Here is a 25,856-nt window from a genome sequence, read left to right as displayed (position 1 = left end):
CTTCCGCCGTCGCGGCGGCGCCTCAGGGGCGGTCGAAGTCGATGTTCTCGCGCGGGGTGCCGGCGGCCACCATGCCACGGACGGTCGCGCGCAGCATGTCGGGCGAGCCGGCGATGATCACCTGGCGGTCCGCCCACGAGCCCCAGCGGGTGACCGCGTCGACGAGCGTCCCGGTCTGGCGCCGGTGCAGTGTCCGGGGGAGCTCCTCGGCGGGGCCGGCCCACCACGGATCCTCGTCCTCCTCCGACACCGGCTGGATGGTCAGCCACGGGGACGTGGCCGCGAGGTCGACCAGGGTCGGCAGGTCGTACAGGTCGCCGGGGAACCGGGCGCCGTAGAACAGGTGCACGCGCGGGTTCTGGCCGTGGCGCAGCATGTCCAGCACGAGGCAGCGCAGCGGCGCGATCCCGGTGCCGCCGGCGATCATCAACACGTCGCGGAACGGCTCGGTGCGGTCCACCTCGAGCATGCCGAGCGGCCGGGCCAGCACCCATCGGTCGCCGACGCCCACGCCACGCACCAGCGAGCCGCTGAGTTCGCCGCCCGGCACATCGCGGACGTGGAACTCGATCTGCCCGGCCGGGTTCGACGGGATGGACGGGCTCAGCCGCCGCCACACGCCCGGCGAGTACGGCGTGAGCACACTCAGGTACTGGCCTGGGTGGTAGTCGATCATGGTGTCGCTGATCAGCCGTACCACCGCGACGTCCCGGGTGGGACGCATCACCTCCACGACGGTCGCGCCGACGCGTGCGGGCCCGTCCTCCTGCCCGGCTCCCTGCTGAAGTGCAGACGACAGCACCCGGTACGCGGTGCCCAGCGTCGTCTGCAGTCTGTCGTCCCAGTCCTTCCCGGCGAGATGCCGCAGCGTGTTGGTGAGCGCCTCTCCGAAACGCTGATGGTGCCGGGGAGCGAGTTCGAGCTTGCGGTGGTCGGCGCCCAGGTGCCGGGCGAAGTCGACGACCTCCTCGACCTTCGTGCGGTCGCCCCGCGCCTCTTCGGTGGTGACCAGCGCCCACGACATCGCCCGAACGAACTCGCGCAGCACCGGCCCGGCGTCGCGCGGGAACAACTCACGGAAGTCGGGGTCGGCGTGCCGTAGCGCGCGGTGGAAGATCTCGGGGAAGCGCTCGTCGTTCAGCAGGTCGCGCAGCACCAGCAGCGGGGGCGCGGAGACATCGACTGCGGCGGGCTCGTCGAGCGGCCCGGCCAGCGGGTCGTGGCGCCGATCGAGGTAGGGCTCCAGGTCGATGTCGTCGACGACCTCCTCGACGTCGGGGAGGCGGTAATCGTCGTCCACACGGCCCGCGCCGTCCGTGGACCACACGTCGCTCGCGTCCTCCGGTCCGCGCTTCTTGCTGCCCACCTGATGCGCCTCCCGTCACGTCGTCGTCTGGTACTCCCGTTGGCCGTGGCTGTCGTCGTCGGGCGTGGTCTTCAGCTTAGCCGCGGCGGCGGGCTCACCGGCCCAACGAGATGTCGACGCCCGCGCGCAGTTCGTCCTCGGTGTAGACCAGCTGGCCGCGGCCGGGGAGTTCGATCAGGTACAGCGTGCCGTCCGGCGTGACGTCGGGGAACTGGAAGGTGAACATGCAGGAGGACAGGTCGCCGCCGTCGTAGACCAGGCGGGCATCGATCTCGCGGCCGGTGTGGTCCTCGACGAGGGTGAGGGGCGTGCCCTCGCCGATGTCGGAGAGGGAGTCGGGCATGTCGCAGCCGGCGCGGTCGCCGGAGACGGGGTCGGCGGGCGTGGACACGACGGTGAACGTGCCGTCGACGGTGAACTCGCCCGGGCCGGGGATCGGCGCCTGCGCGGGGCCGGAGCCCGGGAACGGACCACGGATGGTGTCGGTGGGGCCGCTGCGGTCGGCGCCGGGGCCGAACAGTGCCATGCCGACGACGGCGACGACGACGAGCGCGAGCCCGCCCACGATCGCGACAGCGGCGACGGTTCCGCGCGGGCGGGATGATCCGGCGGGCGCCACGGGCGGTGATGCGTCGCCGGGGAGGCCGGGAGCGGTCGGCGGCGGCGAGTTCGGCGACAGGGGGTCGGGGCCGGGCTCGGGGGAGGGCAGCGGACGGGGCTCGTCGCCGTAGCGGTAGGTGCCGTCGGCGAGCGGGGGATAGTGCATCGGCATCGCGCACGCTCCTTTCCCGCCGGCCCGCGCGCGAGGAGGGCGCGGATCTGCAGATCGATTCTAGTCGCCTCGGCGATGACGGGTTGGTCACACTTCCTGCGGCGAAGCGGGTGGTGGTTAGCCGCCCGGGTGGTTCTTCGGGGAAGGTGGAGGGATGTCTGTCGAGCCTTCCCGTCCCGACTCCGAGCCCGTCGAGGCCACGCCCGCCGGCACGGTGCCCGCCGAGTCGGTGCACCACGACCCCGTTGCGGACTCCGATCTCGATCCCGCCAGCCCCGTCCCCGGTCGGCCCGGCCCGGTCGAGGCGGTCGGCAATGTGCTGAGAGGCGCACTGATCGGTATGGCCGAGCTGGTCCCGGGTATCTCGGGTGGCACGGTCGCGCTGGTCGTGGGCGTGTACCCGCGTCTGCTCGACACCGGCGCGCACATCGTCGACGGCATGCGCTCGGCGATCCTCGGCAAGGGCCGGGCTGCCCGGACCAGGGCCGCGTTCCGGCACGCCGACTGGTGGCTGCTCGGGCTTCTCGCGCTGGGCATGCTCGCCATGGTCTTCACCATGGCCGGCGTGCTGGGAGACTTCGTCGAGAACCAGCCGGAGATCTCCAGCGGCCTGTTCTTCGGCATGGTGGCCGCGAGTATCTTCGTGCCGTTGAGCATGGCCCGCCAGACCCCGGGTGGGCGTACGTGGGTGCTCGCACTCCTACTCGTGGTGGGCGCCGTGCTGGCCTTCTCGCTGACCAGCCTGCCCCGCGGCGATATCAGCGATCCGTCCTACCTGCTGGTGTTCGTCGCGGCAGCGGTGGCGATCTGTGCGCTCGTGCTTCCGGGGATGTCCGGCTCGTTCCTGCTGATGGCGCTGGGTCTGTACGTGCCCACGATGAACGCCGTCAGCGACCGGAACATCCCGTACATCGCGGTGTTCATCGCCGGCGCGTTCGTGGGGATCGCGCTGTTCGTCAAGGTCCTCGATCGACTGATGGAGGACTTCCGCAAACCCACGCTGATCGTCATGGTGGGTCTGATGATCGGCTCGCTGCGCGCCCTGTGGCCGTGGCGTGACGACGAGGTGGGCGCCGTGTTCGGCCCCGGCGACGACTGGCTTGTCGTGGTGGCGGCCGCGATCGGGGGCGTACTCATCGTCAGCGTGGTGATCATCGCCGAGCGCACGTTGTCCCGCCGGGCAGCGGACGAATCAGCCCCCGAGGATCCTGCGTAGGTAGTCCTCGACGGAGACGCCCAGGGCTGCGGCCCGGGCGGCGTCCGCAGACTTCTGCGTTCCCACCTCGGGTGGGACGAACTCGCCGCGCTCACGGTTCGTGGACGGGTCGGTCGTCACCGTGTACCAGACTGGTCGGTCATGATCGGGCATGGCGTCGATCCGGTACAGCAGTGTGCCCTCGGCGCCCATGTCGACGAGTTCGGGTTCGAGACCGTCGAGGAGCGCGGCCGGCGGCATGGACGAGTACGCGGCGATTCTCACGTCCGGCCATTCCATGTCGCGGACGTACCGCATCGTGAGCGCGCCGTCGACGATCGCCCGGTGCGTCCAGCCCGGGAAGAGGACGCCCGTGAGGAAGTGCAGCCCGGCGCCGCCGGCGAACTCGATGGCGGGCCCGGATTCGTGGTGAAACCGCGGCCGCCCGTCTACCCCCGGTGCCCCGAGTAGACGCAGGACCGGTCGTCGAGCGATCGCGATCTCGCCGTCCACCAAAGCGAGATAGCCGAGCCCCGCACAGAACGCGTCGGTGAGGAGCCGGCCGATCTCCAGGTCCGTCCCGAACTCCTCGATCACCCCGTCCCGGGGATGCCAGTCGTGGTCCCATCCGGCCGCGCCCTGGTCGATCATGAACCCGACATAGGCCTCCACGAGGTCGGTGACCGGCGACAGGAGGATCCCCTCGAACACCCCGTCGGTCTCCACCCAGCGCCCGGCCTCGGCATAGGCGCGCACGACGTGACCGAGGCCGTCGCTTCCGCCCGAGACCGGGTCCGCGGTGCGGCTGTGCGTCGCCGACCACTCGCGCAGCCGGCGCACGAGCCGCCGGTCGGCCAGGATCCCGAGGTGGCGCACCCACCCCATGCGCAGGGGGTTCTCCGAGCGCTCGTCGCGGCACAATTCGGCGAACGCCTCCGGGTCCACGGGGAACTCGGCCGGGTCCTCGATCAGGCGGATCCGTGTGTACTCGAGGTGCGCCAGCGCGGCGACCTCGCGGACAGCGTCGAACACGACGTCCCGATCCCATGCGACCTCCGACAGCACGAGGGCGTCGGTGCGCTCGAGGACCCGACCGGGTCCGTCCGGCCAGTGCGCGGCGACCCGCGCGGGCCCCGCGGCGGAATCGGCACCGTCGGCGCGGGGCGGTTCGTCGTGGGGCGATTCGGCGCGGGGGGACCCCATTCCGGCCATGCGCAGCGCGTCGAGGGCGGCGGCGAGCGGTACCGGCTCTCCCCCGTGGGTGGTCATGGAGCCTCCTGGCGAGCCTGGTGAGACCGGCGGGTCCCGGATGTGCGTCGAGCATGGTGGATCACGATCGATCGGGTGTCGACACAGTAGCGCCGCAGTCCGACAGGCCGCAGCCCCCGGCCATCCACAGCCTTGTCCGTCTCCACAGGGACGGGCCCCCGGGCCGAGCGGCGGGCCGCGTTGTCGTCGTCGTCCTCTAGCCTGGCGGCGTGCTCCAGTCCGACGTGTGGGTCCCCGAGTCCGAGATCGAGTCCTTCGTGGGCTCGGCCGCGCTGGGGCGCGCTCGCGGTTACGCGAACGCGGGCAGGCTCCGGCGCGTCACCTACCACTCGGACGACCGTCGGTTCACCGCCGAGGTCCGGGGCAGCGGCTCCCGGTGGTACTCCACGGCCGTCCACCTCACGGCGCCGGACCCGGACGGTTCGGCCCGGCCCACCCGCTCGATCTGCTCGTGTCCGGTCGCGCTGAACTGCAAGCACGCCGCGGCGCTCTTGCTGTTCGTGGGCGAGCAGAGGCGCCACCACGCGGCCATCCCGGAGTGGCGCAGGCTGGCGGAGGAGTCCGTGAAGTCGCTCGAGATGCACCGCGCGCACGTTGTCGAGGCTCCGGTGATCGGACTCCAGTTGTCGCTGGTGGCGGACGATTCCGAGCTCGAGCACGGCTCGGGTGGCATCCAGCCAGGGCTGGGCAACCGGCTCAAGGCGCGGATCGTGGTGCCGGGTAAGGGCGGCCGCTGGAAGTCGGCGGGTGTGGAGTGGGATCGGCTGCGCTACGGCTGGGACGGCGGGATGTCGCACGCGCAGTCCGGGTGGTTCCGGGCCGTCGACGCCCTCGCGCGCAGTCATCGTCAGGCGCGTGTGTGGCTCGATCTGTGCGACGCCGAGGTGCCCGCGCTCTGGCCCCTGTTCGCCACGGCGGCGGAGGCGGACGTGGAGATCGTGCCCGGTGACGGGTTGCTCGACGTCCGGCCCGGCCCGCCGCGCCGCGTGGGATTGACCACCTGGAGTCCGGACGGGTCGGAGCTGGTCGTGGTCGCCGCGGCAGAGGTACCGCGGGACGGTGCCGGCGGCCCGGATGGAGGTGACGACGACGACGACCACGGCGACCTCGATGACCATGACGACGACCGTGACGACGACGAGTTCGGACGCCCCCTGCCCGGCGCTCTCGTGGGTGAGCGCGGGGACATGGTCGCGGTGATCAGCGGCCGGGTGTTGGAGCTCTGCCCGGTGGGGCGGCTGGAGCCCGGGGTGGCCGAGCGGCTGCGCAGGTGGCGCTCACTGAGCATCCCCGACGAGGCGGTCGCCGAGTTCTGTGCGGAGTTCCTGCCCGAGCTGGTCGAGCGCTTCCCGGTGATCGACCGCGTGGGGCGGCTTGAGCTGCCCGAGTTCGACCATGTGGAGTTGGAGCTGACCATCCGCCCCTCCACAGTCCGCGATTCCGGGCCGGGTCGGCGGCGGATCGACTCCGGTCTGGACCTGGTGGCGCAGTGGTACCACGTCATGGTGCTGCGAATGTCCGACGGGACGCACACGCGGCGGAGCAGTCCGTTGACCGAGGCGGACCTGGGGCTCACCGGGCCGCACGAGGCGGACCCGCGCGCGATCGAGTTGATGAACGCGGTCGCGGAGGCCGGGTGGGAATGGCTGGTCGACGTCGGTGGGTTCCGGGTTGGCGGAGCGGACGCCGGGGCGTTGCTCGTTGAGGGCGTGGGCGAGCTCAACGCGCTGGAGGACATCAGCGTGACCGTCTCGGACGAGGTGCCCGAGATCCGACGGGCCGCCGAAGGGCTGCGGGTCTCGGTGGAGACCGAGGAGGACACCTCGGGGATCGACTGGCTGGGCCTGTCGGTGGCGGTGAGTGTGGAGGGGCGGCCGGTGCCGTTCGCCGCGGTCTTCGAGGCGGTGGTCCGGGGGCAAGAGGAATTCGTCACGGCCGACGGCGTGCTGGTGACGGTGGATCTGGAGCGGTTCGGGGAGCTGCGGGTACTGCTGGAGGAGGCGATCGCGGCCTCTGCCGACAAGGCCGGACGGACCCCCGACGGCACCGGGATGCGGATCGGCCTGGGACAGGCGGGACTGCTTGCGGACCTGGCCGAACTGGCCGACGACCTGGCCCCGCCCACGGGCCGTGCCAAGGCACTGCTCGAGCTGGCCTCCGACACGCCCGATCCCGTCCCGGTGCCCGTGATGCTGGAGGCCGAGCTGAGGCCGTATCAGCAGCAGGGGCTCGATTGGCTGGCCATGCTGTGGCGGCACCGGATCGGCGGGATCCTCGCCGATGACATGGGCCTGGGAAAGACCATCCAGTCGTTGGCGCTCATCGCCCACGCCCACGAGTCCTATGCACATTCGGAGGGCGTGGGCTCGACCACGGAGGCGTCCCCGGGGCCGTTCCTCGTGGTGGCACCGTCCTCGGTCGTCCCGAACTGGGAGGCGGAGGCGCGCAAGTTCGTCCCCTCCTTACGGGTCGCCCGCCGGTCGGCGACGGAGGCCAAGTCCGCCACCACGGTCGCCGATGACGCGGCCACGGCAGACATCGTGGTGACCTCCGCGACCGTCCTGCGCCTGGACGCCGAGTCGTACGCGGACGTGCCGTGGGCGGGAGTGTTCCTCGACGAGGCGCAGCAGGCCAAGAACCCGTCGTCCAAGCTCTTCGCCGCGCTCGCCGGGCTGCGGGCGGACTTCCTGCTGGCGGTCACCGGAACGCCCATGGAGAACAACCTCACCGAGCTCTGGGCGGTGGCAGCACTGTCCTGCCGGGGCGTGCTGCCCGATGCCAAGGAGTTCCGGGCGCTCTACCGCACCCCCATCGAGAAGAACGGCGACGCCGAGGCGCTGCAGCGCCTGCGCCGCAGACTGCGGCCGTTCCTGCTCCGCCGTCGGAAGGAGTTGGTGGCCGGGGAGCTGCCACCGCGCTCCGATGCGGTGATGGAGGTCGACCTCTCGGCCGCGCACCGCCGGATCTACGACCGCGAGCTCGCCCGGCAGCGGGCCTCACTGTTGGCGTTGCTGGACGACTTCGACGCCAACCGCATCTCGATACTCGCCGGCCTCACCGTGCTGAGGCGGCTCTGCCTGGACGCGTCGCTGATCGATCCGGACCACGCGCACATCCCGTCCGCCAAGACGGACGAGCTGGTGGCCTCGCTGCGTGAGGTGGTGGCCGAGGGGCATCGTGCGCTGGTGTTCAGTCAGTTCACCACCTACCTCGACACCGTCGTGGACCGGCTGCGGGCCGAGGGGATCACGGTGGCGCACCTCGATGGCAAGACCACCGACCGCGCCGGGGCCGTGGGGCAGTTCACCGAAGGCGGGGCGCAGGTGTTCTGCCTGAGCCTCAAGGCCGGCGGAGTGGGTTTGAACCTCGTGGGCGCCGACTACGTGTTCCTGCTGGACCCGTGGTGGAACCCGGCGACCGAGGCGCAGGCCGTGGACCGGGCTCACCGCATCGGCCAGACCCGCCCGGTGCTGGTCTACCGGATGGTCGCCCGCGACACCATCGAGGAGCGCGTGGTGGAACTCCAGCAGCGCAAGGCCGAACTCTTCGCCTCCGTACTGGACAGTGGCGAGCACTTCTCCGCCGCCCTGACCGCCGACGACCTGCGGGGGCTGCTCGAATAGCGACGCTGCGGGCCGGCGGTGACCGCTCGCGCCGGTCCTAGCGCATCTCCGGCAATGCGAGCCCCGCCGCCACCGCCGCCCCGAACAGGGCGGTGTCGCGGGAGGGCGAGTACACGACCCGGGGCGTCGGCACGGAGATCGGCAGGGTGTTGAGCTGCTCGGCGACGGGGCCGTGCAGCGCCTCGCCCAGGCCCACCACGATCCCGCCGGTGAGCAGCACCGTCTGTGGCCGGAACATCTGCACGGTGTCCACGAGGAACGAGGCAAGTCGGTACGCGTAGAGCTCCGCCGCGTCGTCACCGTGCTCGCGCTCGAGGTCGTAGAGGCCGTGGCCGCCGAGTGCCCACCACGCCTCGGTGTTGGTGTGGTCGTCCACGATCCGCCAGTGCCCCATGTCCCACCCGGTGACACCGCAGGGATGGATGAGCGCGCCGTGGCTGTTGAGGGCGCCGAATGCCAGGGATGCGCCGAGGGAGATCGCGATGCCGCCGTGGCGGACTTTCGGCAGGCGGGTCATGGCCAGGGCGTGGGCGTCCCCATCTCCGATCACCGAGACCGGGGCCTCGATCCGGGCGACGAGTTCCGTGCGTAGGTCGCCCTCGGCCCAGGCCGCTGCCCGCGAGGCCAGGACCCGGCCCCGGTCCGCGTCGACACTGCCGCTGAGGGAGACGCCCACGCCGGCGGGGGCGGGGTCCACGGCGAGGACGGCCGCCGCGAGATCCTCCGCGGTGGCGACATGGGCACTGTGCACCCGTACGACGTGGCCGTCCACGACCGCACCGATCCGCGTTCCGCTGCCGCCCATGTCCACGACGACGCCGTCTCTCATCTGCACACCTCCGTTTGCTGCGCACCATTGTCCTCTCAATTCGGCGCGGGCGTGGGAGTAGATGGATCGGGGGCGTCCATAGTCCCGGACGCGCCCGGACGCGAATGCGGATACGGGGCGAAGGGTCGCGAGGAGTGCGATGATCGAGGTTCCAGGGGCGCGGGCCTGTCGGATCCAGGGCGCCGTGCTCGAGTACTCGTCGAGGAGGCGTGCATGGGTGACAGGCGCGGTGAACCGATTTCGGCCGCTATGGCCGGTGGCCGTGACGAACCTCGCGGACGTGGGCCGTCGAAGGGACCGATGCTCCTGCTCGTCGGCGTATTGGCGGGCGCCCTGATCGCGCTCGTGGTGTTCCTGGTGGTCGATCGTGACTCCGAGGACGGCACTCCGGTCGCAGCGGAACAGCCGGCGGCCGCCGAGACCACCGCGCCGACCGATGACGAGCGTGACGGGGCGGAACAGGACGGCGCCGCCACTGCCGGCGACCCCGTCGCGACCCGCGCGCCGGGTGAGCCGACCGCGCCGGGCGAACCGGCCGCGCCCGGTGAGCCGGCCGCACCAGGTGAGTCTGCCGAACCCGGCCAGCCGACCACATCGCCGCAGCCAGGGGAGAACATGATCGCCCCGGCGGCCGGCAACTACGGTGGCCAACTGGTCCAGCGCGGGCCGGGCCAGTCTGACTACGCGGTCGACGTGCGGATGAGCTTCTCCTCCGCCGGGTCCGGCGTGAGCTACCCGAACTCGGGATGTCGGGGCGCTCTTATCCCGATGGGAGACCAGGGCGGGGCGCGCGTCTACCGGGAAGAGATCTACTCCGGCGCCTGTGACCCCACCGGCACCTGGCTCATCACCCGGGGATCCGATACGGGGATCAGTGCCGAGTACCAGCCGCCCACCGGCGAGTACATGGTCGAGGGGCGGCTGACCAGGTAGGCGCCCTGCCCGCTACCGCCACCGCTGCTACTAGTTGGCGGGCAGGACCGGTGACGGGGTGGCGGCCAGTGGCGCGGGAAGCGGGGCCGCCATTCCCGGGCCGGGCGCCGGAGGTGCGCAGTAGAACTCGACGGGACAGTTGGGCCGTGCCTCGAACAGGTCGTCAAGGGTGACGAAGGTGTACCCGCGGCCGTGCAACGAATCGATGATCCCCGGGACAGCGTCGACCGAGGACCGGTGGATGTCGTGCAGCAGGATCACGTCACCGGGGGCGACCTGACCTTCCACGTGCTGCACGACGGTCGCCGAGTTACGGTACAACCAATCCTGCGGATCGACTTCCCACAGCACTGGACGCATCCCGTGGGTCGGGGTGTAGCCGGGCGTCCACGCACCGTACGGGGGCCGCATGTAGCGGGGTGTGTACCCGAGCACCCGGGACAACTCCTGGTTGGTCCGGGCCAGTTGGTCGGTCACGCCGGCGGGGGAGAGCATGGTCAGGTCGGGATGATCCCAGGTGTGGTTCTCCACGCCCATCCCCAGCCGCTGCATGCGGAGGACGATGTCCTCGTTACCCGCGATGAGCGTGCCCAGCACGAAGAAGTTGGCCGGAACTCCGCGGGATTCGAGGACGTCCAGCAGTGCGGGGGTCGTGTGGCGGTCCGGGCCGTCGTCGAACGTCAGGACCGCGCACTTGAGGACGGTGCAGTCCGGCCGGGGCTCCTCGACGATCGCGGCGATCTCCGGCGGCAGTGGGATGTCGGAGCTGGCCGCCGACGCGATGGTGAAGGTGCTGGGCGCGATACCGGACACCATCGCCGAGCCGACCGTGCACAGCGTCAGCAGACTCGCGGCCAAGGCGACGCGCGTAGCCGGACGACGACGCCCGGTACGCGACTGCCCGGCGACGCCGACGCGCTCGGCGGACGCCTTGTGGGATCCGGGCGGGGAGGGGTGCCCCGATCCGGCCGGGCCGGGGGTGTCTGTACTACCGGAGACGGGCAGCTCGTCGTCGTCGCGATGCTCGTTGACCCCGGCCGCGGCCGCGGCCTCGGCTCGGACGCTGGCAGCCGACGGGAATGATGAGAGCTGGCTGGTCGTGGCGGTCCGGCGCCGGCCCACCAGGGCCGCGATGAGGCCGACGACGACAACCGCGACGACGGCAGCGGGGCCCAGTGGACGGCTCCATAGGGGGCGTCTCGTCGGGGGCCGGAGGGAGAGGGAATGAGGATAATTCTGCTGCTCAGCTCGGTTGAAGCCCGCCTCAGTCATCTCATCCCATCCGTTGTGCTCGCGGCGCCGTTCTCTTGTGTATCGCCGTCGCGATGACCATAGTCGACGGCTCTGACATTCCTGTCGCCACGGCGAGCGATTCCTTATTTCGGGGGGCGGCGACGGTGGCGGTGGCGATCAGCGGCAGCCGACCATGTGGAGGGCGAACTGGTCACCGGGCCCGAGGGCTGTTCTGAAGTCGTCGAGTCGTCTGGTGGTCATGATCTCGTGACGATGGTCGCCTGCGTGACCCACGCCCACGGCGTGCATGAGCTCGTGCAGGGTCAGCCTGCGGCTCCACGGGTCGCCGGGGTACGGGGTGACCTGACCGGGCCGAAGCGTGACCGCGCCCTGCAGTACCAATCCGTGCGGCCAGGCCGCAACCCCTCCGACGCCCGCGATCTCGGGGTCGCTGAACATCGGATGGTCCCCGTGGAAGACGGAGATGGCGTCCTCGGCGTCCCGCTCGCCGTCCGTTCCCGGGCCCGCGTACCGCAGGGGCAGGCCGCTGGCGAAGGCCAGCGTCTCGATCGCCCAGATCAAGTCCCCTTCGCTGCCCGGAGGTGCGTCGAACGAGCGGACGGGGATCTCGTGCTCGCACGGCCAGTGCGTGATGTGGCCGTCCTCGGTGATCTCGACCGAGTAGTCGATTCCGGAGGCCAGGCCGGCCGGGGACGAATAGTCCCCGGGGCGCCGTGGAGACCAGTCCCCGTGGCGGGGCAGGGGCAGGCCCTGGACGGTGGAGTTCGAGGCGCCTGCGTCGTCGAACCCGAAGATCCCCCCGTCCGAACCGGACAGGCGGGCGGCGCCGTCGCCGAACGCGGCGACGGTCCCGCGGTGCTCCTCGGGCACCTTCTCCAGCAGCGTCGGGGACGAGCCGATCACCGCCAGGACGATGGCGATCGGAACGGTGATCGCGAGGAGGTAGACGACGGCGGTTATCGCCGGATGCGGGCGCCAGTAGGTCATCGGCGGACCGGAGTCGCGGCGCGGCAGGGGCGGGTGCGGTGGGCGCGGTGCATGTGGGGGCCTGTCGAGGGGGCGGACGCGGAGGGCGGGCGCCGGGGAGGGGAGGGGAGGCACCTGAAATGAAAACTTACCCAGTCGTGGCGGAGTTCACGCATCATCGGCCCACCTTGAGCGGAATAGACTCAAGGCGAAGTGGGTTGTACAGACTGTCCGGAGCGGCAACGCGCCGGGATTGATTCCAGTACGCTCAACCATACGTCGAAGAAAGGACCGGTCGCATGAGCCAGTTCAACCCCACGACCAAGACCCAGGCGGCTCTGTCGGCCGCAGTCCAATCCGCCTCCGCGGCGGGGAACCCGGACGTTCGTCCGGGCCACCTGCTCGTGGCGCTCCTCGAACAGCAGGACGGCATCGCCGGCCCCCTGCTCCAGGCCTGCGGCATCGACCCGCAGCTGGCACTGAGCCAGGCCAAAGAGCTCGTGGCCGGCTACCCCAAGGCCTCCGGCTCGGGGATGGCCGCACCCAACTTCAACCGCGACGCGCTCGCCGTCATCAGTACCTCGCAGGAGCTCGCGGCAGAGATGGGGGATGCCTACGTCTCCACCGAGCATGTCCTCGTCGGCATCGCCGCCGGGCACACGGGTGGCGACGCGGCCAGGATCCTGAGTGAGCTCGGCGCCACCGCTGACGCGCTCAAGGCCGCGTTCACCTCGGTCCGGGGCAACACCCGCGTGACCACCGAGAACCCCGAGGACCAGTACCAGGCACTCGAGAAGTACTCGACCGATCTCACCGCCCGTGCGCGCGAGGGCAAGATCGACCCGGTCATCGGGCGTGACTCGGAGATCCGCCGGGTCGTGCAGGTGCTCTCGCGGCGGACCAAGAACAACCCCGTGCTCATCGGTGAGCCCGGTGTCGGAAAGACCGCGATCGTGGAGGGGCTGGCCCGGCGCATCGTGGCCGGGGACGTCCCCGAGTCGCTCAAGGGCAAGACGCTGCTCTCGCTCGACCTGGGATCGATGGTCGCCGGCGCCAAGTACCGCGGCGAGTTCGAGGAGCGGCTCAAGGCCGTCCTCGACGAGATCACGGCTTCCGAGGGTCAGATCATCACCTTCATCGACGAGATCCACACCATCGTCGGCGCCGGCGCGACCGGCGAGGGCTCGATGGACGCGGGAAACATGATCAAGCCGATGCTGGCCCGTGGCGAGCTGCGGCTGGTCGGCGCCACCACGCTCGACGAGTACCGCAAGTACATCGAGAAGGACGCGGCCCTCGAGCGCCGGTTCCAGCAGGTCTTCGTCGGGGAGCCGAGTGTCGAGGACACCGTCGGCATCCTGCGCGGGCTCAAGGAGCGGTACGAGGTGCACCACGGTGTGCGCATCACCGACTCCGCGCTGGTGTCCGCGGCGACGCTCTCGGACCGGTACATCACGTCCCGGTTCCTGCCGGACAAGGCGATCGACCTCGTCGACGAGGCAGCCAGCCGTCTGAAGATGGAGATCGACTCCCGCCCGGAGGAGATCGATGCCGTCGAGCGGATCGTGCGGCGACTCGAGATCGAGGAGATGGCGCTGCAGAAGGAGACCGACGCAGCCTCCAAGGACCGGCTCGTCGCGCTGCAGGGCGAGTTGGCCGACTCCAAGGAGAAGCTCGCCGAGCTCACCGCGCGGTGGCAGAACGAGAAGAACGCCATCGAGGGCGTGCAGAAGGTCAAGGAGGAGCTCGACGCGCTGCGTACCGAGTCCGAGAAGGCCGAGCGTGACGGCGACTTCGCCCGGGTGGCCGAGATCCGCTACGGGCGGCTGCCGGAGCTGGAGAAGCAGCTCGCCGACGCGGAGGAATCCGAAGCCGCATCGGGCGCGATGCTCAAGGAGGAGGTCGGCCCCGAGGACGTGGCGGAGGTCGTCTCCACGTGGACCGGCATCCCCGTGGGCAAGATGCTCGAGGGCGAGACCGAGAAGCTCCTGCGCATGGAGGACGAGCTCGGCAAGCGGGTCGTGGGCCAGGGCGAGGCCGTCCAGGCCGTCTCCGACGCCGTCCGACGGGCGCGCGCCGGGGTCGCCGACCCCAATCGGCCGACCGGCTCGTTCCTCTTCCTGGGCCCGACGGGCGTGGGTAAGACGGAGCTCGCCAAGGCGCTCGCGCAGTTCCTGTTCGACGACGAGCGGGCCATGGTCCGGATCGACATGAGCGAGTACTCCGAGAAGCACTCGGTCTCGAGGCTGGTCGGGGCCCCTCCGGGCTACGTCGGCTACGAGGCCGGCGGGCAGCTCACCGAGGCGGTGCGGCGCAGGCCGTACACGATCGTCCTGCTCGACGAGGTCGAGAAGGCACACCCGGACGTCTTCGACATCCTGCTGCAGGTGCTCGACGACGGCCGCCTCACTGACGGGCAGGGCCGCACGGTCGACTTCCGCAACACGATCCTCGTGCTCACCTCCAACCTGGGCGCGGGTGGCACGCGGGAGCAGATGATGGACGCGGTCAAGCGCGCCTTCAAGCCGGAGTTCATCAACCGGCTCGACGACGTGGTGATCTTCGACCCGCTCAGCGAGGAGCAGCTCGAGTCGATCGTCGACATCCAGATCGACGAGCTCGCGGCACGCCTCAAGGCGCGGCGGCTGACCCTCGAGGTCGGCGACGCGGCCAAGGGCTGGCTCGCCCGGCGCGGTTACGACCCCGCCTACGGCGCCCGTCCCTTGCGCAGGCTGGTCCAGCAGGCCATTGGCGACAAGCTCGCCCGGGCGCTGCTGGGCGGCGAGATCCGCGACGGCGACACCGTCACCGTCTCGCTCGCCGAGGACGGGGATTCGCTCAGCCTCGCCTGACGCGAAGCAGCCTCGCCTGAGGCGCAGCGGCCGTGGGCTGACCGCACGTGGGAATCGAGGGGCCCGGCCACCGGGGATGGTGGTCGGGCCCCTCGTGCGTTCACGGCGCCGAACGGCACACCTCATCGTCGTCGCGACTATCCTTGGCCCCGTGACCACAGATCCCGCTTCCGCCACCATCAACCAGGTCAGTCCCCTCCTCGTCACGGCCCGCGAGCTCATCGAGGACGTCGCTACGCTGCCGACTCCGGTGATCATCGACGTGCGGTGGCAGCTGGGCGATCCGCACGGACGCGAGCATTATTTCTCCGGCCATATCCCGGGCGCCCAGTACCTGGACCTGTCGTCCGCCCTCGCGGGCCCGCGAACCACGCGCGAGGGTCGCCACCCGCTGCCGCCTCGCGACGAGTTCCAGGAGGCGATGCGCCGTATCGGGATCAACGACGACAGCCGCGTGGTGATCTACGATGACAGTGGCAACATGTCCGCCGCCCGCGCCTGGTGGCTGCTGCGCTGGGCGGGCAAGGAGGACGTCTCCCTGCTCGATGGTGGCCTGAAGGCCTGGATCGCGGAGGGCGAGGACCTCGCTGTGGGTCCGGGTAACCCGATCGAGTACGGCGATTTCACCTTCAGGTTCGATCACATGCGGACGGTCAACGCCGACACGGCCGCCGAATGGCCTGACCGGGGTGTGCTGATCGACGTGCGCCATCGCGACCGTTACGCGGGCCGCACGGAGCCGATGGATTCGCGCGCGGGCCACATCCCGGGCGCGATCAACATGCCCACGGACGGATTCCTCGACGAGCGCGGGCGGTTCCTGCCGGCGGAGGAGATCCGCCGGATGTTCGCGGACGCGGGTGTGACGGAGGGCAAGGACGCGGTCATCTACTGCGGGTCGGGCATCCGCGCCTGCCACGCGCTGGCGGCTATGGAGGTCGCGGGCCTGGACGTGGGCGGGTTGTACCCGGGCTCGTGGTCGCAGTGGTCGGCGGATCGTTCGCGCCCGATCGCGCTGGGGGAAAACCCGCGCTAAGCCCCGCAGCGCCGCGGCGGGTGTGGGGGCGGGCCGCCGCGGCTGACTACCCTTTGGTGCATGGTCCTGTTCTGGTTCCTTCTGGCCCTCGTGCTGCTCGTGGCGGCGCTCATCATCCTGCGTCTGGACGCGAAGCAGCGTCGTGGCCGTGCCGACGCTCAGCGGCCGGAGGTGGAGCAGGATCGAGCGAGGTCGTCCGGCGAGGAGGACGAAGGCGCCGGCGGTGACGCCGTGGAGAACGACCGGGACGACGACGCCGCCGAGCACTCCACACCGCCCACCGGGGAGGGGGACGCGGACGACGGGCAGGCAGGGGATCCGGGCGAACCGAGGCTCGCTCCGTTCCAGCGTGCAGCCGACGCGGATCCTGTCGCGGGAGCCGCTGCCGACCCTGTCGCCGATGCTGACGCCGAGGCTGTCTCTGCCGCCGATGCTGAGGCCGTCTCTACCGCCGACGCCGACGCCGCCGCTGACGATGAGGCCCTCGCCGCCGCGTCCGTCGCCGTTCCCGCTCCGCTGGACCCGACCGAGCCGACGGTGGAGTCGTCGCCGCGACTTCTCGACCGCGTCCGGGCACTGCTGCCGACACGCAGGGCGACCAGGCGGAGCCCCGAGCAGTTCGAGCCCGAGCCCGTGGATCCGCTCGCCGGCTCGCCGGTGGTGCGCTGGCTGGAGGACCGCGAGTTCGCCCCCACCCCGACGCCGGCCCCCGAGTTCCGGCACGGTGACTTCGCGGGCGGGCTCAGCGCGCTGGGCACCGTCTCCCACGGGGTGTTCCGCGGCCGTCGGGCGATCATGGGCGTGACCGGTGGTCGTACCGTCCTGGCGCTGCGCCGCGACACCGCCTCCGATGTCGTCCTCGACCTCAGCCGCCCGGATGTCGACTCCGAGCCGGGCTTCCACGATGCCGGGGACGTCGGCGGGTTCGAGGCCCGAACGACCGATTACGGGCGCCTGGACCTCGTCGACCGGGACCGCCTGATCGAATCCGTGCGGGATGTGCCGCCGAGCGTGCGCCGGGTCTGGGCGGAGGGCGAGTGGGTGGCGGCCACGATCGACGGAGTCGACGACCCCGCTGGCTGGGACGACGTGGTGATGGCCCTGCACGCGGCCGCCGACGTTCTGGCACCGTTCCCGCCGATCGGCGGCAGGGCCCGCGCGCTGCCGGCGGAGCTGGACCCCGGTGCTCCGGCCTCCGCCGAGGGACCGGATGCCGACCCGACGGTGGGCATGGACGGGGAGGTGGGAACCGGAACCCACGGGATCGCTCCGCTGCCGGACCCGGAGGACCACGTCGTCGTCGACGATCCGGCGGATTCCACTGCCGGCCCTGTCCCGGCAGGCACCACTCCGAGCGACGCGCCGACCTCGACGATCCCCGTCGCCGCGGCGGCCGGGCCCCGGCGGGCCGGCCACCTGCGGCTGGTGCCCGACCGGCCCGCCGCGCGCGACCTGTCGGACGTGCCCGTGGTGGCCGACCGCGGTGATGCGGCCGAGGACATCGGAGCGGCCGGGGTAGCCGAGCCGGTGGATGAGGCAGACGCTGCCGCGGACGTGGAGCCCGCGGTCGAGGAGTCGGACCCGTTCGACGAGATCATGAAGCCGTCGGCGCCGGTGGAGGCACGTGGCGACGTCGCGGCCGACCATCTCGAGCCGAGGCCCCCGCTGTCACGCCCGACGCGCGGCATCGGGCAGGCCTACCCGGAGGACGCAACGGTTCCCCCGCTGGCCGCGAGCGCAGCCAGCGGCGGGGCGGGCATCAAGCCGCTCGGTTCCGAGGACGACGAGGACGAGATCCGTGACGAGGTCGAGCGCTTTGACGCCGCTCGGATCGACGGGCGTTCGGACCTCGACGAGCCCTCGACCGGCCGCCACGGCGGGGCCGACCAGGAGTCGGGTGGGCGTCACGGGGCGGACGATGTGGATCCGTCCGAGGTCACGCAGCGACTGTCGGTGGCGGAGCTCGCGGCCCGGATGGGGATCGACCCGTCCGAGATGAAGACGTCGGGGCGGCGGCGTCGTCGGGCGGAGGCCGGGGACTCCGCGAGCAAGGGGGGCGACGGCGGGGCGACCGACTCAGACGCGGACACCGATTCCGGCACCGATTCCGACGCTGGGGCCAGCCCCGCGGATTCGGACGAGCCCGCTCGGGGCAGGGAGCGGCCCGGAATCGAGCCGGACGTCGAGCAGACCGCTCGCCTGCAGCTCCCGCCAGACATCAAGGACTGACAGACAAGCCCGGGGGCCCACCCGCGCTGGATGCGCGGGCGGGCCCTTCGCGTTGCGGCAGCCGGGTGGCGGACCCGTCGGTGTCTGTCTGAGGGGCCGTCTAGAGTCATCAGCGTCAGCTGCACCGACCTCAAGGAGCCCGATGACCGCCGCCCCCGATGTCGATCCCGACGCGCGCCGCAGGCTCGCCGAGCTGGTGGCCGAGCTCGCCGTCGTCCATGGTCGCGTCACGCTCTCGTCCGGCCGCGAGGCGGACTACTACGTCGATCTTCGTCGCGCGACCCTCCACCACGAAGCGTCGCCGCTGATCGGGCGGCTCCTGCGTGAGTTGACCGCGGACTGGGAGTTCGACGCGGTGGGCGGGTTGACCCTCGGCGCGGACCCGGTCGCCACCGCGATCATGCACGCGCCCGGCCGGCCGATCGACGCGTGTGTGGTGCGCAAGGAGGCCAAGAAGCACGGTATGCAGCGCCGCGTGGAGGGACCGGACATCGTGGGCAAGCGGGTGTTGGTCGTGGAGGACACCACCACCACGGGAAACTCGCCGCTGACCGCTGTGCAGGCCCTGCGTGAGGCGGGCGCCGAGGTCGTGGGGGTGGCCACCGTGGTGGACCGCGCGACGGGAGCCGACGACGTGATCCGCGCCGAGGGCGTGGAGTACCGGGCCTTGCTGGGCCTGGCCGACCTGGGACTGGAGTGACGATGACAACGACGACGAGTGCGTTCGCAGCCACCCTGGGGCAGGCGCTGAAGAAGCGCGTCGATTCCCTGATCGACACCTCGCGTCCGGAGGGGCCCGCGTTCCTCGCGGCCACCGGCGGCACCGAGATCGCCAAGGCCACGCAGTTCGGCGCGTTGGAGAAGCTGTGCAAGCCGCTCATCGTCCCGGCGGCGCTGGCGATCGCGATGCGCGAGGGGCGGCTTTCCGCGGCCGACACGGCGCTGCTGTCGGCCACCGCCGCGGGCTACACCACGGGCGACGTGATCCTCATGCTCGGCGGCGGGCACGCCAGTCGGTCGAAGGGCCGTCTGATCGCGGGCGCCGCGGCGTTCGGCGTCGGGCACCTGGCGATCGGCTCGCTGATGCTGCGCTCAGGGCTGCGCTTCAAACCGCTGCAGGCTGCCGTGCACGGGGTCGTCGCGGGCGGAGCGGGCGCGGTGCTGCTGGCCGAGGGCAAGGAGAACGCTCCGCTCGCCGCATATGGCGGGCTCCTGGCCGCCCTGTCGGCGCTGGCCACCTCGGTCGACCGGTCGCACGGGCCGGCGGCATCGGTGCTGGCGGTGGCCGGGCCGGCCTTCCTGCTGAGCGACGGCCTGATCCTGGCCCGCCGCAAGGCCGAGGGCGGTTCACTGTCGGCCCGCGCGCTGGACGTCGGCGTGATCGACACCTACGCGACAGCCGCGCTGCTCATGCTCACCGGAACCGCCGCGGCGGCCAGGTTCACCGGAAGCGGGCGGTGAACTCGGCCGACGCTGCCGACCCGGCGGGGCAGGACGTTGCCGGGCCGACCGAGTGGGGCGACGGGCAGGTCGGCGTCGGCCCGTGGGAGATCGAGCACCCGGGGCGGCCCCGCCCGACCGGTGATCAGTGGGATCCCGAGCTGCTGGATGCCGGCGACCGCCGCAACGTCGTCGACCGGTACCGGTACTGGCGCCGCGAGGCGATCGTCGCCGACCTCGACACCCACCGGCACCAGTTCCACGTGGCCATCGAGAACTTCGGCCATGACGCCAACATCGGCACGGTCGTCCGCACCGCCAACGCCTTCCTGGCCGCCGAGGTGCACATCATCGGGCGCCGCAGGTGGAACCGCCGAGGAGCCATGGTCACCGACCGCTATCAGCATCTTCGGCATCACGCCGACGTCGCCGAACTCATGACGTGGGCGGAGTCGGAGGGGCTGCCCGTCGTCGCCGTCGACAATCTCCCCGGCGCCGAACCGCTCGAGACCGCGCGGCTGCCACGCGGGTGCGTCCTGCTCTTCGGCCAGGAGGGGCCCGGGGTCAGCGACGACGCGCGCCTGCGGGCCGCCAAGACCGTCTCCATCGCCCAGTTCGGCTCGACCCGCTCGATCAACGCGGGCGTCGCCGCCGGCATCGCGATGCACGCCTGGATCCGTGAACACGCCGGAGCGCCCGGGAACTGACGGCGCTACGGTGGGGCCGTGGCCTCCACCGACCTGCCGGACACGCTCCGGCTCTCACTGCTGGATCGGTCCCGCACCCGCCACGCCGAGCCGCATGCCTCCGCCCTCGAGGCGACGCTACGCCGGGCCGAACACGCTGACTCTCTGGGCTTTCACCGCTTCTGGATGGCCGAGCACCACTCGGTCCCCGGCATCGCCAGCGGCAGCCCGCAGCTCCTGATCGCGGCCGCCGCGGCGCGCACCGGGCGCATCCGCCTGGGCTCCGGCGGCGTGATGCTGCCCCACCACCGCCCGATGATCGTCGCCGAGCAGTTCGCCATGCTCGAGGCCCTGTACCCGGGCCGGATCGACCTGGGCGTCGGGCGGTCCCTGGGATTCACCGCGCCGGTGCGCGCGGCGCTCGGTGTCGAGGAGTACGACGACGACGCCTTCACCCACGACATCAGCTCGGTTCTGGACTTCCTGCACGGGCGCGGCCCCGTCACCGCGCTGCCCGTCATCGAGGATCCGCCGCCGGTCTTCGTACTCGCGACGGGCCGTGGCCTGGAGATCGCGGCACGGGCGGGGCTGCCCGTCGTGGTGGGCGGGCCCCGGCTGCTCGCCGACCCGACGCCGCTGGAGCGCTACCGCGCGGATTTCCGGCGGGGCGGTGCCACATCGGAGCCCTACGTGGTGGTGAGCCTGGAGGTCGCGGTCGCCGAGTCGACCACCGCCGCGCGCGAGCTGCTGGCCTCGGAGGCCTGGGCGATGGCCGAGTCCCGCGAAACCGGGGCGTTCGGGCCGTTGCGCTCGCCGGCCGAGGTGATGGGCCGGAAGTTCCGGCCGCAGCAGCTGCGCCGGATGGACGAGTGGATCGCCGGAACCCTCTACGGCGACGCCGAGCGGGTCGCCGCCCAATTGGCCGCGATGGTCGAGCGTACGAGCGCCGACGAGGTCATGGCCTCCACGTCGATGTACGACCGTGAGGCGCTCGCGCGATCCGACGCGGCTCTGGCGGGCCTACTCGCCGGGTAGGTCAGAGGCCGGGGCCGCGGGCCCGTTGCGGATCCGGTCGATCAGCTTGGGGCCGGCCGTGATGATCATCGGCAGCACGGACACCAGCACGATCCCGATGAGGATCAGGTCGATGTGGTCCTTGATGAATGTGAACTGCCCCAGCCACGCACCCAGTGCGGTGACGCCCGCTGCCCAGAGCACCGCGCCCACGACGTTGTAGGTGACGAACACGCGGTAGCGCATCCCGGCCATGCCCGCGACCAGCGGAGCGTACGTACGGACGATCGGCACGAAGCGGCACAGGATGATCGTCGCCGGACCCCATTTCTCGAAGAACTCGTGGGCCTCGGTGATGTACGCCTGCTTGAAGATCCGCCCGTCCGGCCGGTTCTGGAGATGGTGCCCCCACCGGTTGCCGATGAAGTAGCCGACCTGGTCGCCGAGGAACGCGGCGATCGGTGCCGTCACCAGAACGACCCACAGCGGGGCGAAGGGACTGTCCTGCTGGGTGAGCAGGCCCGCGGTGAAGAGCAGCGAGTCGCCGGGCAGGAACGGGAACAGCAGGCCGGACTCGATGAACACCACGGCGAGCAGGGCCGGCAGGATCGCATTGCCGAACGGGCCGTCGCCGGAAAGCCAGAATTCCGGGTCCATGAAGCCGGGGCCCAGGGCCACCACGTGCTGTGCCTGTTCGGCCAGGATCTGGGTATTCACCCTACGAGGGTATGCCTGTACACCTGGGAATCCGCTGAAGGAGCGGGGGCACTACCGGCCCTGGGCCCGCTACCTCCCGATACCTCGTAGGATGGGGCCAATCACAGCGCCGACATCTGGAGGATCGTCAATGCCTATCGCCACCCCGGAGCAGTACAAGGACATGCTCGACCGGGCCCGCACGGAGGGGTTCGCCTACCCGGCGATCAACTGCACCTCCTCGGAGACCATCAACGCAGCCATCAAGGGCTTCGCCGATGCCGGCTCGGATGGCATCATCCAGTTCTCCACCGGTGGTTCCGAGTTCGGCTCCGGCCTGAACGTCAAGGACATGGTGACCGGTGCCGTCGCGCTCGCTGAGTTCGCGCACGTCATCGCGGAGAAGTACGACATCCTGGTCGCGCTGCACACGGACCACTGCCCCGAGGACAAGCTGGACACCTTCGTCCGCCCCCTCATCGAGATCTCCCAGGAGCGTGTCGACCGCGGCGAGAACCCGCTGTTCCAGTCGCACATGTGGGACGGCTCGGCCACCCCGCTCGACCGGAACCTCGAGATCGCCAAGGAACTCCTCGAGAAGACGGCCAACGCCAAGCAGATCCTCGAGATCGAGATCGGCGTCGTCGGCGGCGAGGAGGACGGTGTCGAGAACGAGATCAACGAGAAGCTCTACACCACTCGCGAGGACTTCCAGGCGACCCTCGACGCGCTCGGCGCCGGCAACACCGGTCAGCGCTACCTGCTCGCGGCGACATTCGGCAACGTCCACGGCGTGTACAAGCCGGGCAACGTCAAGCTCAAGCCCGAGGTCCTCAAGATGGGCCAGGACGTGGCCGTCGAGAAGCTCGGCCTCAACGCCGGCGACCTGCCGTTCGACTTCGTCTTCCATGGCGGCTCGGGCTCGGCCAAGAGCGAGATCGAGGAGGCGCTGAGCTACGGCGTCATCAAGATGAACGTGGACACCGACACCCAGTACGCGTTCACCCGCCCGATCGCCGCGCACATGTTCGGCAACTACGACGGTGTGCTGAAGGTCGACGGCGAGGTGGGCAACAAGAAGGTCTACGACCCCCGCTCGTACCTCAAGAAGGCTGAGCAGGCCATGTCCGAGCGCGTCGTCGAGGCGTGCAACGACCTCAAGTCGGCCGGCAAGTCCAAGGGCGTCAAGGCCTGATCTGACCTCCCTGACGGCGAGAGCCCCGCGACCTCATCGAGGTTTCGGGGCTCTTCGCTTGCCGGCTGGCCATGCGCCGGGGCCGGGTGGCCGCAATATCGGCCATGTGGTCGCACGCCGCCTATCTGATGTCGCGCTGCCTGTCAGATCTGGCAGGTGGCGCGACATCGGATAGGCGGCGCGGCGTCTACGCGACATCTCATGGGCGGCGAGCGGTCGCACGGGTGAGTCAGGGAGCGATCAGCCGGGCTGGCCCTCCTGCGGGACGGCGCCCATGCCGACGCCGGGCTCGCAGAGTTTCCACGCCCCGTCTTCGTTACGCATCTGGATCTGCTCGTTCGTCGTCTCGCCGTCCTCGCCGCCGGACTCGACAGTCGCGCTGGCCTCGGTCCCGTTGCCGTCGACCTCGACGCCGGTGACCTGCAGGTCGGCCGGGAACGATCCCGCGATGGACTCCCGCAGCATCGAGTCCAGGTCCGTGCCGGTCTGTTCGCCCGAGGCGGTGATCTGATCCACCAGTTCCTGAGGGACGCGGTTCTCCGCACACATGTGGCTGTTGAACTCGGCGAACGACTCGGCCGCGCTCATGTCGTCGAGCGTCTGCGCGACCTCGCGCTCGACCCTGCCCGCCGAAGACATGGGGCCCATCGTGAACAGCCAGCCCAGCACGGCGACCAGGACGACCACCGCGAGGAAAACGCCCGCCCAGACCAGCGAGCCCCGACGGGCGGGCCGCGCCGCTTCTCCGCAATCGCCCGCTCCGCGGCCGCCTGCACCGGGACCTCGGGACGGGTCCCCGGCGGGTGGTTGCTGGCTCGTCGTCGTCATCCACTACTCCCGGTACGGCTCGCGCGCCCCGGTCGGAGCGCATCGACCCGCCACGGTAGCGGAACCACCTGTGAGCCCGGCAGCAGCGTCCGTCTCCGATGCGGACAAGCGACCGGGGCGTGGCGGCACAGAGAGCGGACTGCCAGGTCTGTCTCAGGAAACAGCAAGTTACCCTTCCGGTATGCCTTCAACGCGACTCGATCCACGCCGTGTCATGACCAGCTTTCTGCTCGCCTCGGCGGTCGTCCTCGCCGGCATCGGATCAGCCCACGCGGACCCCGCCGACTGGACCCAATACCGGCACACCTCCACGAACAACCCCCGCGTGGTCTCCGGCGTGAATGAAATATTCAGCGGGACGATCCCCACCGCGAACGAGGTGCGGGCGACCCCCGTGGTCGCCGACGGCAAGGTCTTCGTGGGTAATCACGACAGCGGCGAGTTGCAGGCGTTCGACCTGACGACCGGTCAGCTGCTCTGGCAGGCGCAGGCCCCGAACTGGGTGCATTCGGAGATGATCCACGCCGACGGATGGGTGTTCGTCGGATTCGGGAACCGCTTCTTCCAGGACGGCTCGGAGGGGTACCGCGGTACCGGCGAGAGCGGAGTCCTGGGACTTGACCCCGACACGGGCGAGATCCTGTGGCGCCACGACACACCCGGCGAGGTGATGCCGACGCCGGTGGCCGTGGGCGGCGCGGTCTGGGCCGTGACCGGGGACCGGCGACTGTACAAGCTGGATCCGGGCACGGGAGAGGCGCTCGACGTGGTCGAGACCGGCCATATCGCCAGCATGTCCTCTCCGTCCGAGCGGGACGGCGTCCTGTTCTTCGGCGGTGGGGCCCCGGCTCCGTACACTTTTTTCGCCTACGACACGGGGGTCGACGACTTCGCGTGGCAACGGGAGTTCCCCGAGTTCAACCGCGGGCTCGACGACGTGCCGCCGGCGGTCGACGCGGGCGTCGTGGTGACCACCGCCAATCGTGCCCTCATCCCGGGGCCGGCGGGCTTTCGTGAGGAGCACTCCATCGTGGCGATGGACACGCGGTCAGGCGAGATCATGTGGCGCGACGTGCTCGGTGTGGGACCGGCGCCGACCAACAACCGGTCGGGTGCGCCGATGATCCACGACGGGGTCGTGTACGTGGGCAGCCCGACCACGGGTGCTGCCTACGCCTACGACCTGCACACCGGCGTGAGGATCTGGCGCAATCCGATCGGGACGATCAAGGCGGCCCCGGTGGCAGTGGGCGACGACGTCTACTTCTCGACGACCGCCGGCGATGTCTATCGTCTGGACACGGCGACGGGAGCGACCACCGGGGTCCTGGAACTCGACGGCGCACTGGCACCCGCCGGGCCGATCGTCGTGGACGAGACACTGGTCGTGCCCAGCCAGAGCCGCAACGTCTACTTCGTGCCGCTGGCCGAGTTCCCGGACGGCCCGGCGGCGGGGGGTTCGCTGGCGAGCCTCGGCGACCCTGCGGCGCCGCTCGGCTCGGCCGGTGAGGCCCTGGGTGCGGCCGCGGGGTCGCTCGGCGCCGACGCGGGGTCGCTCGATCCGGCGTACTGACGCGCGACCGGAGATCCGCCGCTCGGAGATCGATCTGTCGCCGGAGGTCCGCAAGCAAATCGAGATCCGAGCGGCAGATCGGGCGGGAGCCGTGAATCCG

The 25,856-nt window shown here is 70.9% G+C and carries 20 protein-coding genes; 12 read left to right on the top strand and 8 right to left on the bottom strand.

Annotation, left to right across the window (positions count from 1 at the left end; translation table 11 throughout):
* Positions 1 to 22: 22 nt before the first annotated feature.
* Together ACWGLC_RS10860 and ACWGLC_RS10855 are read right to left on the bottom strand one after the other, a co-directional pair.
* On the bottom strand, positions 23 to 1,366 hold the full coding sequence (locus tag ACWGLC_RS10860; protein WP_452099924.1) for an FAD-binding oxidoreductase: 1,344 nt from the start codon (positions 1,364 to 1,366) through the stop codon (positions 23 to 25).
* Between the two features lie 94 nt (positions 1,367 to 1,460).
* A complete protein-coding gene (locus ACWGLC_RS10855; protein WP_452099923.1) occupies positions 1,461 to 2,138 on the bottom strand; it encodes a hypothetical protein in 678 nt (225 codons plus the stop codon).
* A gap of 154 nt (positions 2,139 to 2,292) precedes the next feature.
* Between ACWGLC_RS10855 and ACWGLC_RS10850 the strand changes: the two genes are divergently transcribed.
* Positions 2,293 to 3,354 (top strand): DUF368 domain-containing protein, encoded by a 1,062-nt coding sequence (locus ACWGLC_RS10850; RefSeq protein WP_452099922.1) that lies wholly within the window; start codon positions 2,293 to 2,295, stop codon positions 3,352 to 3,354.
* On the opposite strand, the gene ACWGLC_RS10845 is transcribed toward ACWGLC_RS10850, so the two are convergent.
* Positions 3,331 to 4,602 carry a hypothetical protein gene (locus ACWGLC_RS10845; protein WP_452099921.1) on the bottom strand — a complete coding sequence of 424 codons (1,272 nt, stop codon included), beginning with the start codon at positions 4,600 to 4,602 and terminating at the stop codon, positions 3,331 to 3,333. The two genes, ACWGLC_RS10850 and ACWGLC_RS10845, sit on opposite strands and share 24 nt — an antisense overlap.
* 209 nt (positions 4,603 to 4,811) lie before the next feature.
* On the opposite strand from ACWGLC_RS10845, the gene ACWGLC_RS10840 reads away from it, so the two are divergent.
* On the top strand, positions 4,812 to 8,225 hold the full coding sequence (locus ACWGLC_RS10840) for a DEAD/DEAH box helicase (protein WP_452099920.1): 3,414 nt from the start codon (positions 4,812 to 4,814) through the stop codon (positions 8,223 to 8,225).
* A 37-nt stretch (positions 8,226 to 8,262) separates the two neighbouring features.
* Here the strand turns inward: ACWGLC_RS10840 and ACWGLC_RS10835 are convergent, their stop codons facing one another.
* A complete protein-coding gene (locus ACWGLC_RS10835) occupies positions 8,263 to 9,054 on the bottom strand; it encodes an ROK family protein (RefSeq protein ID WP_452099919.1) in 792 nt (263 codons plus the stop codon).
* A 300-nt stretch (positions 9,055 to 9,354) separates the two neighbouring features.
* Here ACWGLC_RS10835 and ACWGLC_RS10830 point away from each other — a divergent pair, with 300 nt between their 5' ends.
* The gene (locus ACWGLC_RS10830) at positions 9,355 to 9,987 is read left to right on the top strand and encodes a hypothetical protein (RefSeq protein ID WP_452099918.1); all 633 of its coding nucleotides are present in this window, start codon (positions 9,355 to 9,357) and stop codon (positions 9,985 to 9,987) included.
* A gap of 30 nt (positions 9,988 to 10,017) precedes the next feature.
* Here ACWGLC_RS10830 and ACWGLC_RS10825 read toward each other — a convergent pair whose 3' ends face one another.
* Positions 10,018 to 11,259: a polysaccharide deacetylase family protein gene (locus ACWGLC_RS10825; protein ID WP_452099917.1), complete on the bottom strand. Its 1,242-nt coding sequence runs from the start codon at positions 11,257 to 11,259 to the stop codon at positions 10,018 to 10,020.
* Between the two features lie 138 nt (positions 11,260 to 11,397).
* Positions 11,398 to 12,228: a hypothetical protein gene (locus ACWGLC_RS10820; RefSeq protein ID WP_452099916.1), complete on the bottom strand. Its 831-nt coding sequence runs from the start codon at positions 12,226 to 12,228 to the stop codon at positions 11,398 to 11,400.
* A gap of 278 nt (positions 12,229 to 12,506) precedes the next feature.
* Between ACWGLC_RS10820 and clpB the strand changes: the two genes are divergently transcribed.
* The 7 genes from clpB (at position 12,507) to ACWGLC_RS10785 (ending at position 21,485) form a co-directional block, all read left to right on the top strand.
* Complete coding sequence (clpB, locus tag ACWGLC_RS10815; RefSeq protein WP_452099915.1) at positions 12,507 to 15,059, top strand: ATP-dependent chaperone ClpB; 2,553 nt, start codon at positions 12,507 to 12,509, stop codon at positions 15,057 to 15,059.
* Between the two features lie 151 nt (positions 15,060 to 15,210).
* Positions 15,211 to 16,095, top strand: coding sequence for a sulfurtransferase (locus ACWGLC_RS10810; RefSeq protein WP_452099914.1), 885 nt, complete (start codon positions 15,211 to 15,213; stop codon positions 16,093 to 16,095).
* Between the two features lie 60 nt (positions 16,096 to 16,155).
* On the top strand, positions 16,156 to 18,324 hold the full coding sequence (locus tag ACWGLC_RS10805; RefSeq protein ID WP_452099913.1) for a hypothetical protein: 2,169 nt from the start codon (positions 16,156 to 16,158) through the stop codon (positions 18,322 to 18,324).
* A 142-nt stretch (positions 18,325 to 18,466) separates the two neighbouring features.
* Positions 18,467 to 19,024: an orotate phosphoribosyltransferase gene (gene pyrE, locus ACWGLC_RS10800; RefSeq protein ID WP_452099912.1), complete on the top strand. Its 558-nt coding sequence runs from the start codon at positions 18,467 to 18,469 to the stop codon at positions 19,022 to 19,024.
* 2 nt (positions 19,025 to 19,026) lie between these two features.
* The gene (locus tag ACWGLC_RS10795) at positions 19,027 to 19,785 is read left to right on the top strand and encodes a lysoplasmalogenase family protein (RefSeq protein WP_452099911.1); all 759 of its coding nucleotides are present in this window, start codon (positions 19,027 to 19,029) and stop codon (positions 19,783 to 19,785) included.
* Positions 19,782 to 20,471 carry a TrmH family RNA methyltransferase gene (locus tag ACWGLC_RS10790; RefSeq protein ID WP_452099910.1) on the top strand — a complete coding sequence of 230 codons (690 nt, stop codon included), beginning with the start codon at positions 19,782 to 19,784 and terminating at the stop codon, positions 20,469 to 20,471. Before ACWGLC_RS10795 ends, ACWGLC_RS10790 begins: the two co-directional genes overlap by 4 nt.
* Positions 20,472 to 20,489: 18 nt before the next feature.
* Entirely contained in the window at positions 20,490 to 21,485 is a 996-nt protein-coding gene (locus ACWGLC_RS10785; RefSeq protein ID WP_452099909.1) for an MsnO8 family LLM class oxidoreductase, read from the top strand.
* Here ACWGLC_RS10785 and ACWGLC_RS10780 read toward each other — a convergent pair.
* Complete coding sequence (locus ACWGLC_RS10780) at positions 21,471 to 22,121, bottom strand: DedA family protein (protein ID WP_452099937.1); 651 nt, start codon at positions 22,119 to 22,121, stop codon at positions 21,471 to 21,473. The two genes, ACWGLC_RS10785 and ACWGLC_RS10780, sit on opposite strands and share 15 nt — an antisense overlap.
* A gap of 190 nt (positions 22,122 to 22,311) precedes the next feature.
* Here ACWGLC_RS10780 and fbaA point away from each other — a divergent pair, with 190 nt between their 5' ends.
* On the top strand, positions 22,312 to 23,355 hold the full coding sequence (gene fbaA, locus ACWGLC_RS10775) for a class II fructose-bisphosphate aldolase (protein WP_452099908.1): 1,044 nt from the start codon (positions 22,312 to 22,314) through the stop codon (positions 23,353 to 23,355).
* Between the two features lie 240 nt (positions 23,356 to 23,595).
* Here the strand turns inward: fbaA and ACWGLC_RS10770 are convergent, their stop codons facing one another.
* Positions 23,596 to 24,183 carry an Rv0361 family membrane protein gene (locus tag ACWGLC_RS10770; RefSeq protein ID WP_452099907.1) on the bottom strand — a complete coding sequence of 196 codons (588 nt, stop codon included), beginning with the start codon at positions 24,181 to 24,183 and terminating at the stop codon, positions 23,596 to 23,598.
* A 181-nt stretch (positions 24,184 to 24,364) separates the two neighbouring features.
* Between ACWGLC_RS10770 and ACWGLC_RS10765 the strand changes: the two genes are divergently transcribed.
* Entirely contained in the window at positions 24,365 to 25,756 is a 1,392-nt protein-coding gene (locus ACWGLC_RS10765; RefSeq protein WP_452099906.1) for an outer membrane protein assembly factor BamB family protein, read from the top strand.
* The last annotated feature ends 100 nt before the right edge of the window (positions 25,757 to 25,856 follow it).

This window comes from Dietzia sp. NPDC055877 (genome assembly GCF_053615975.1).
Note: the sequence above shows the minus strand (reverse complement) of the source record. Positions and strands in the feature narration are given on the sequence as shown.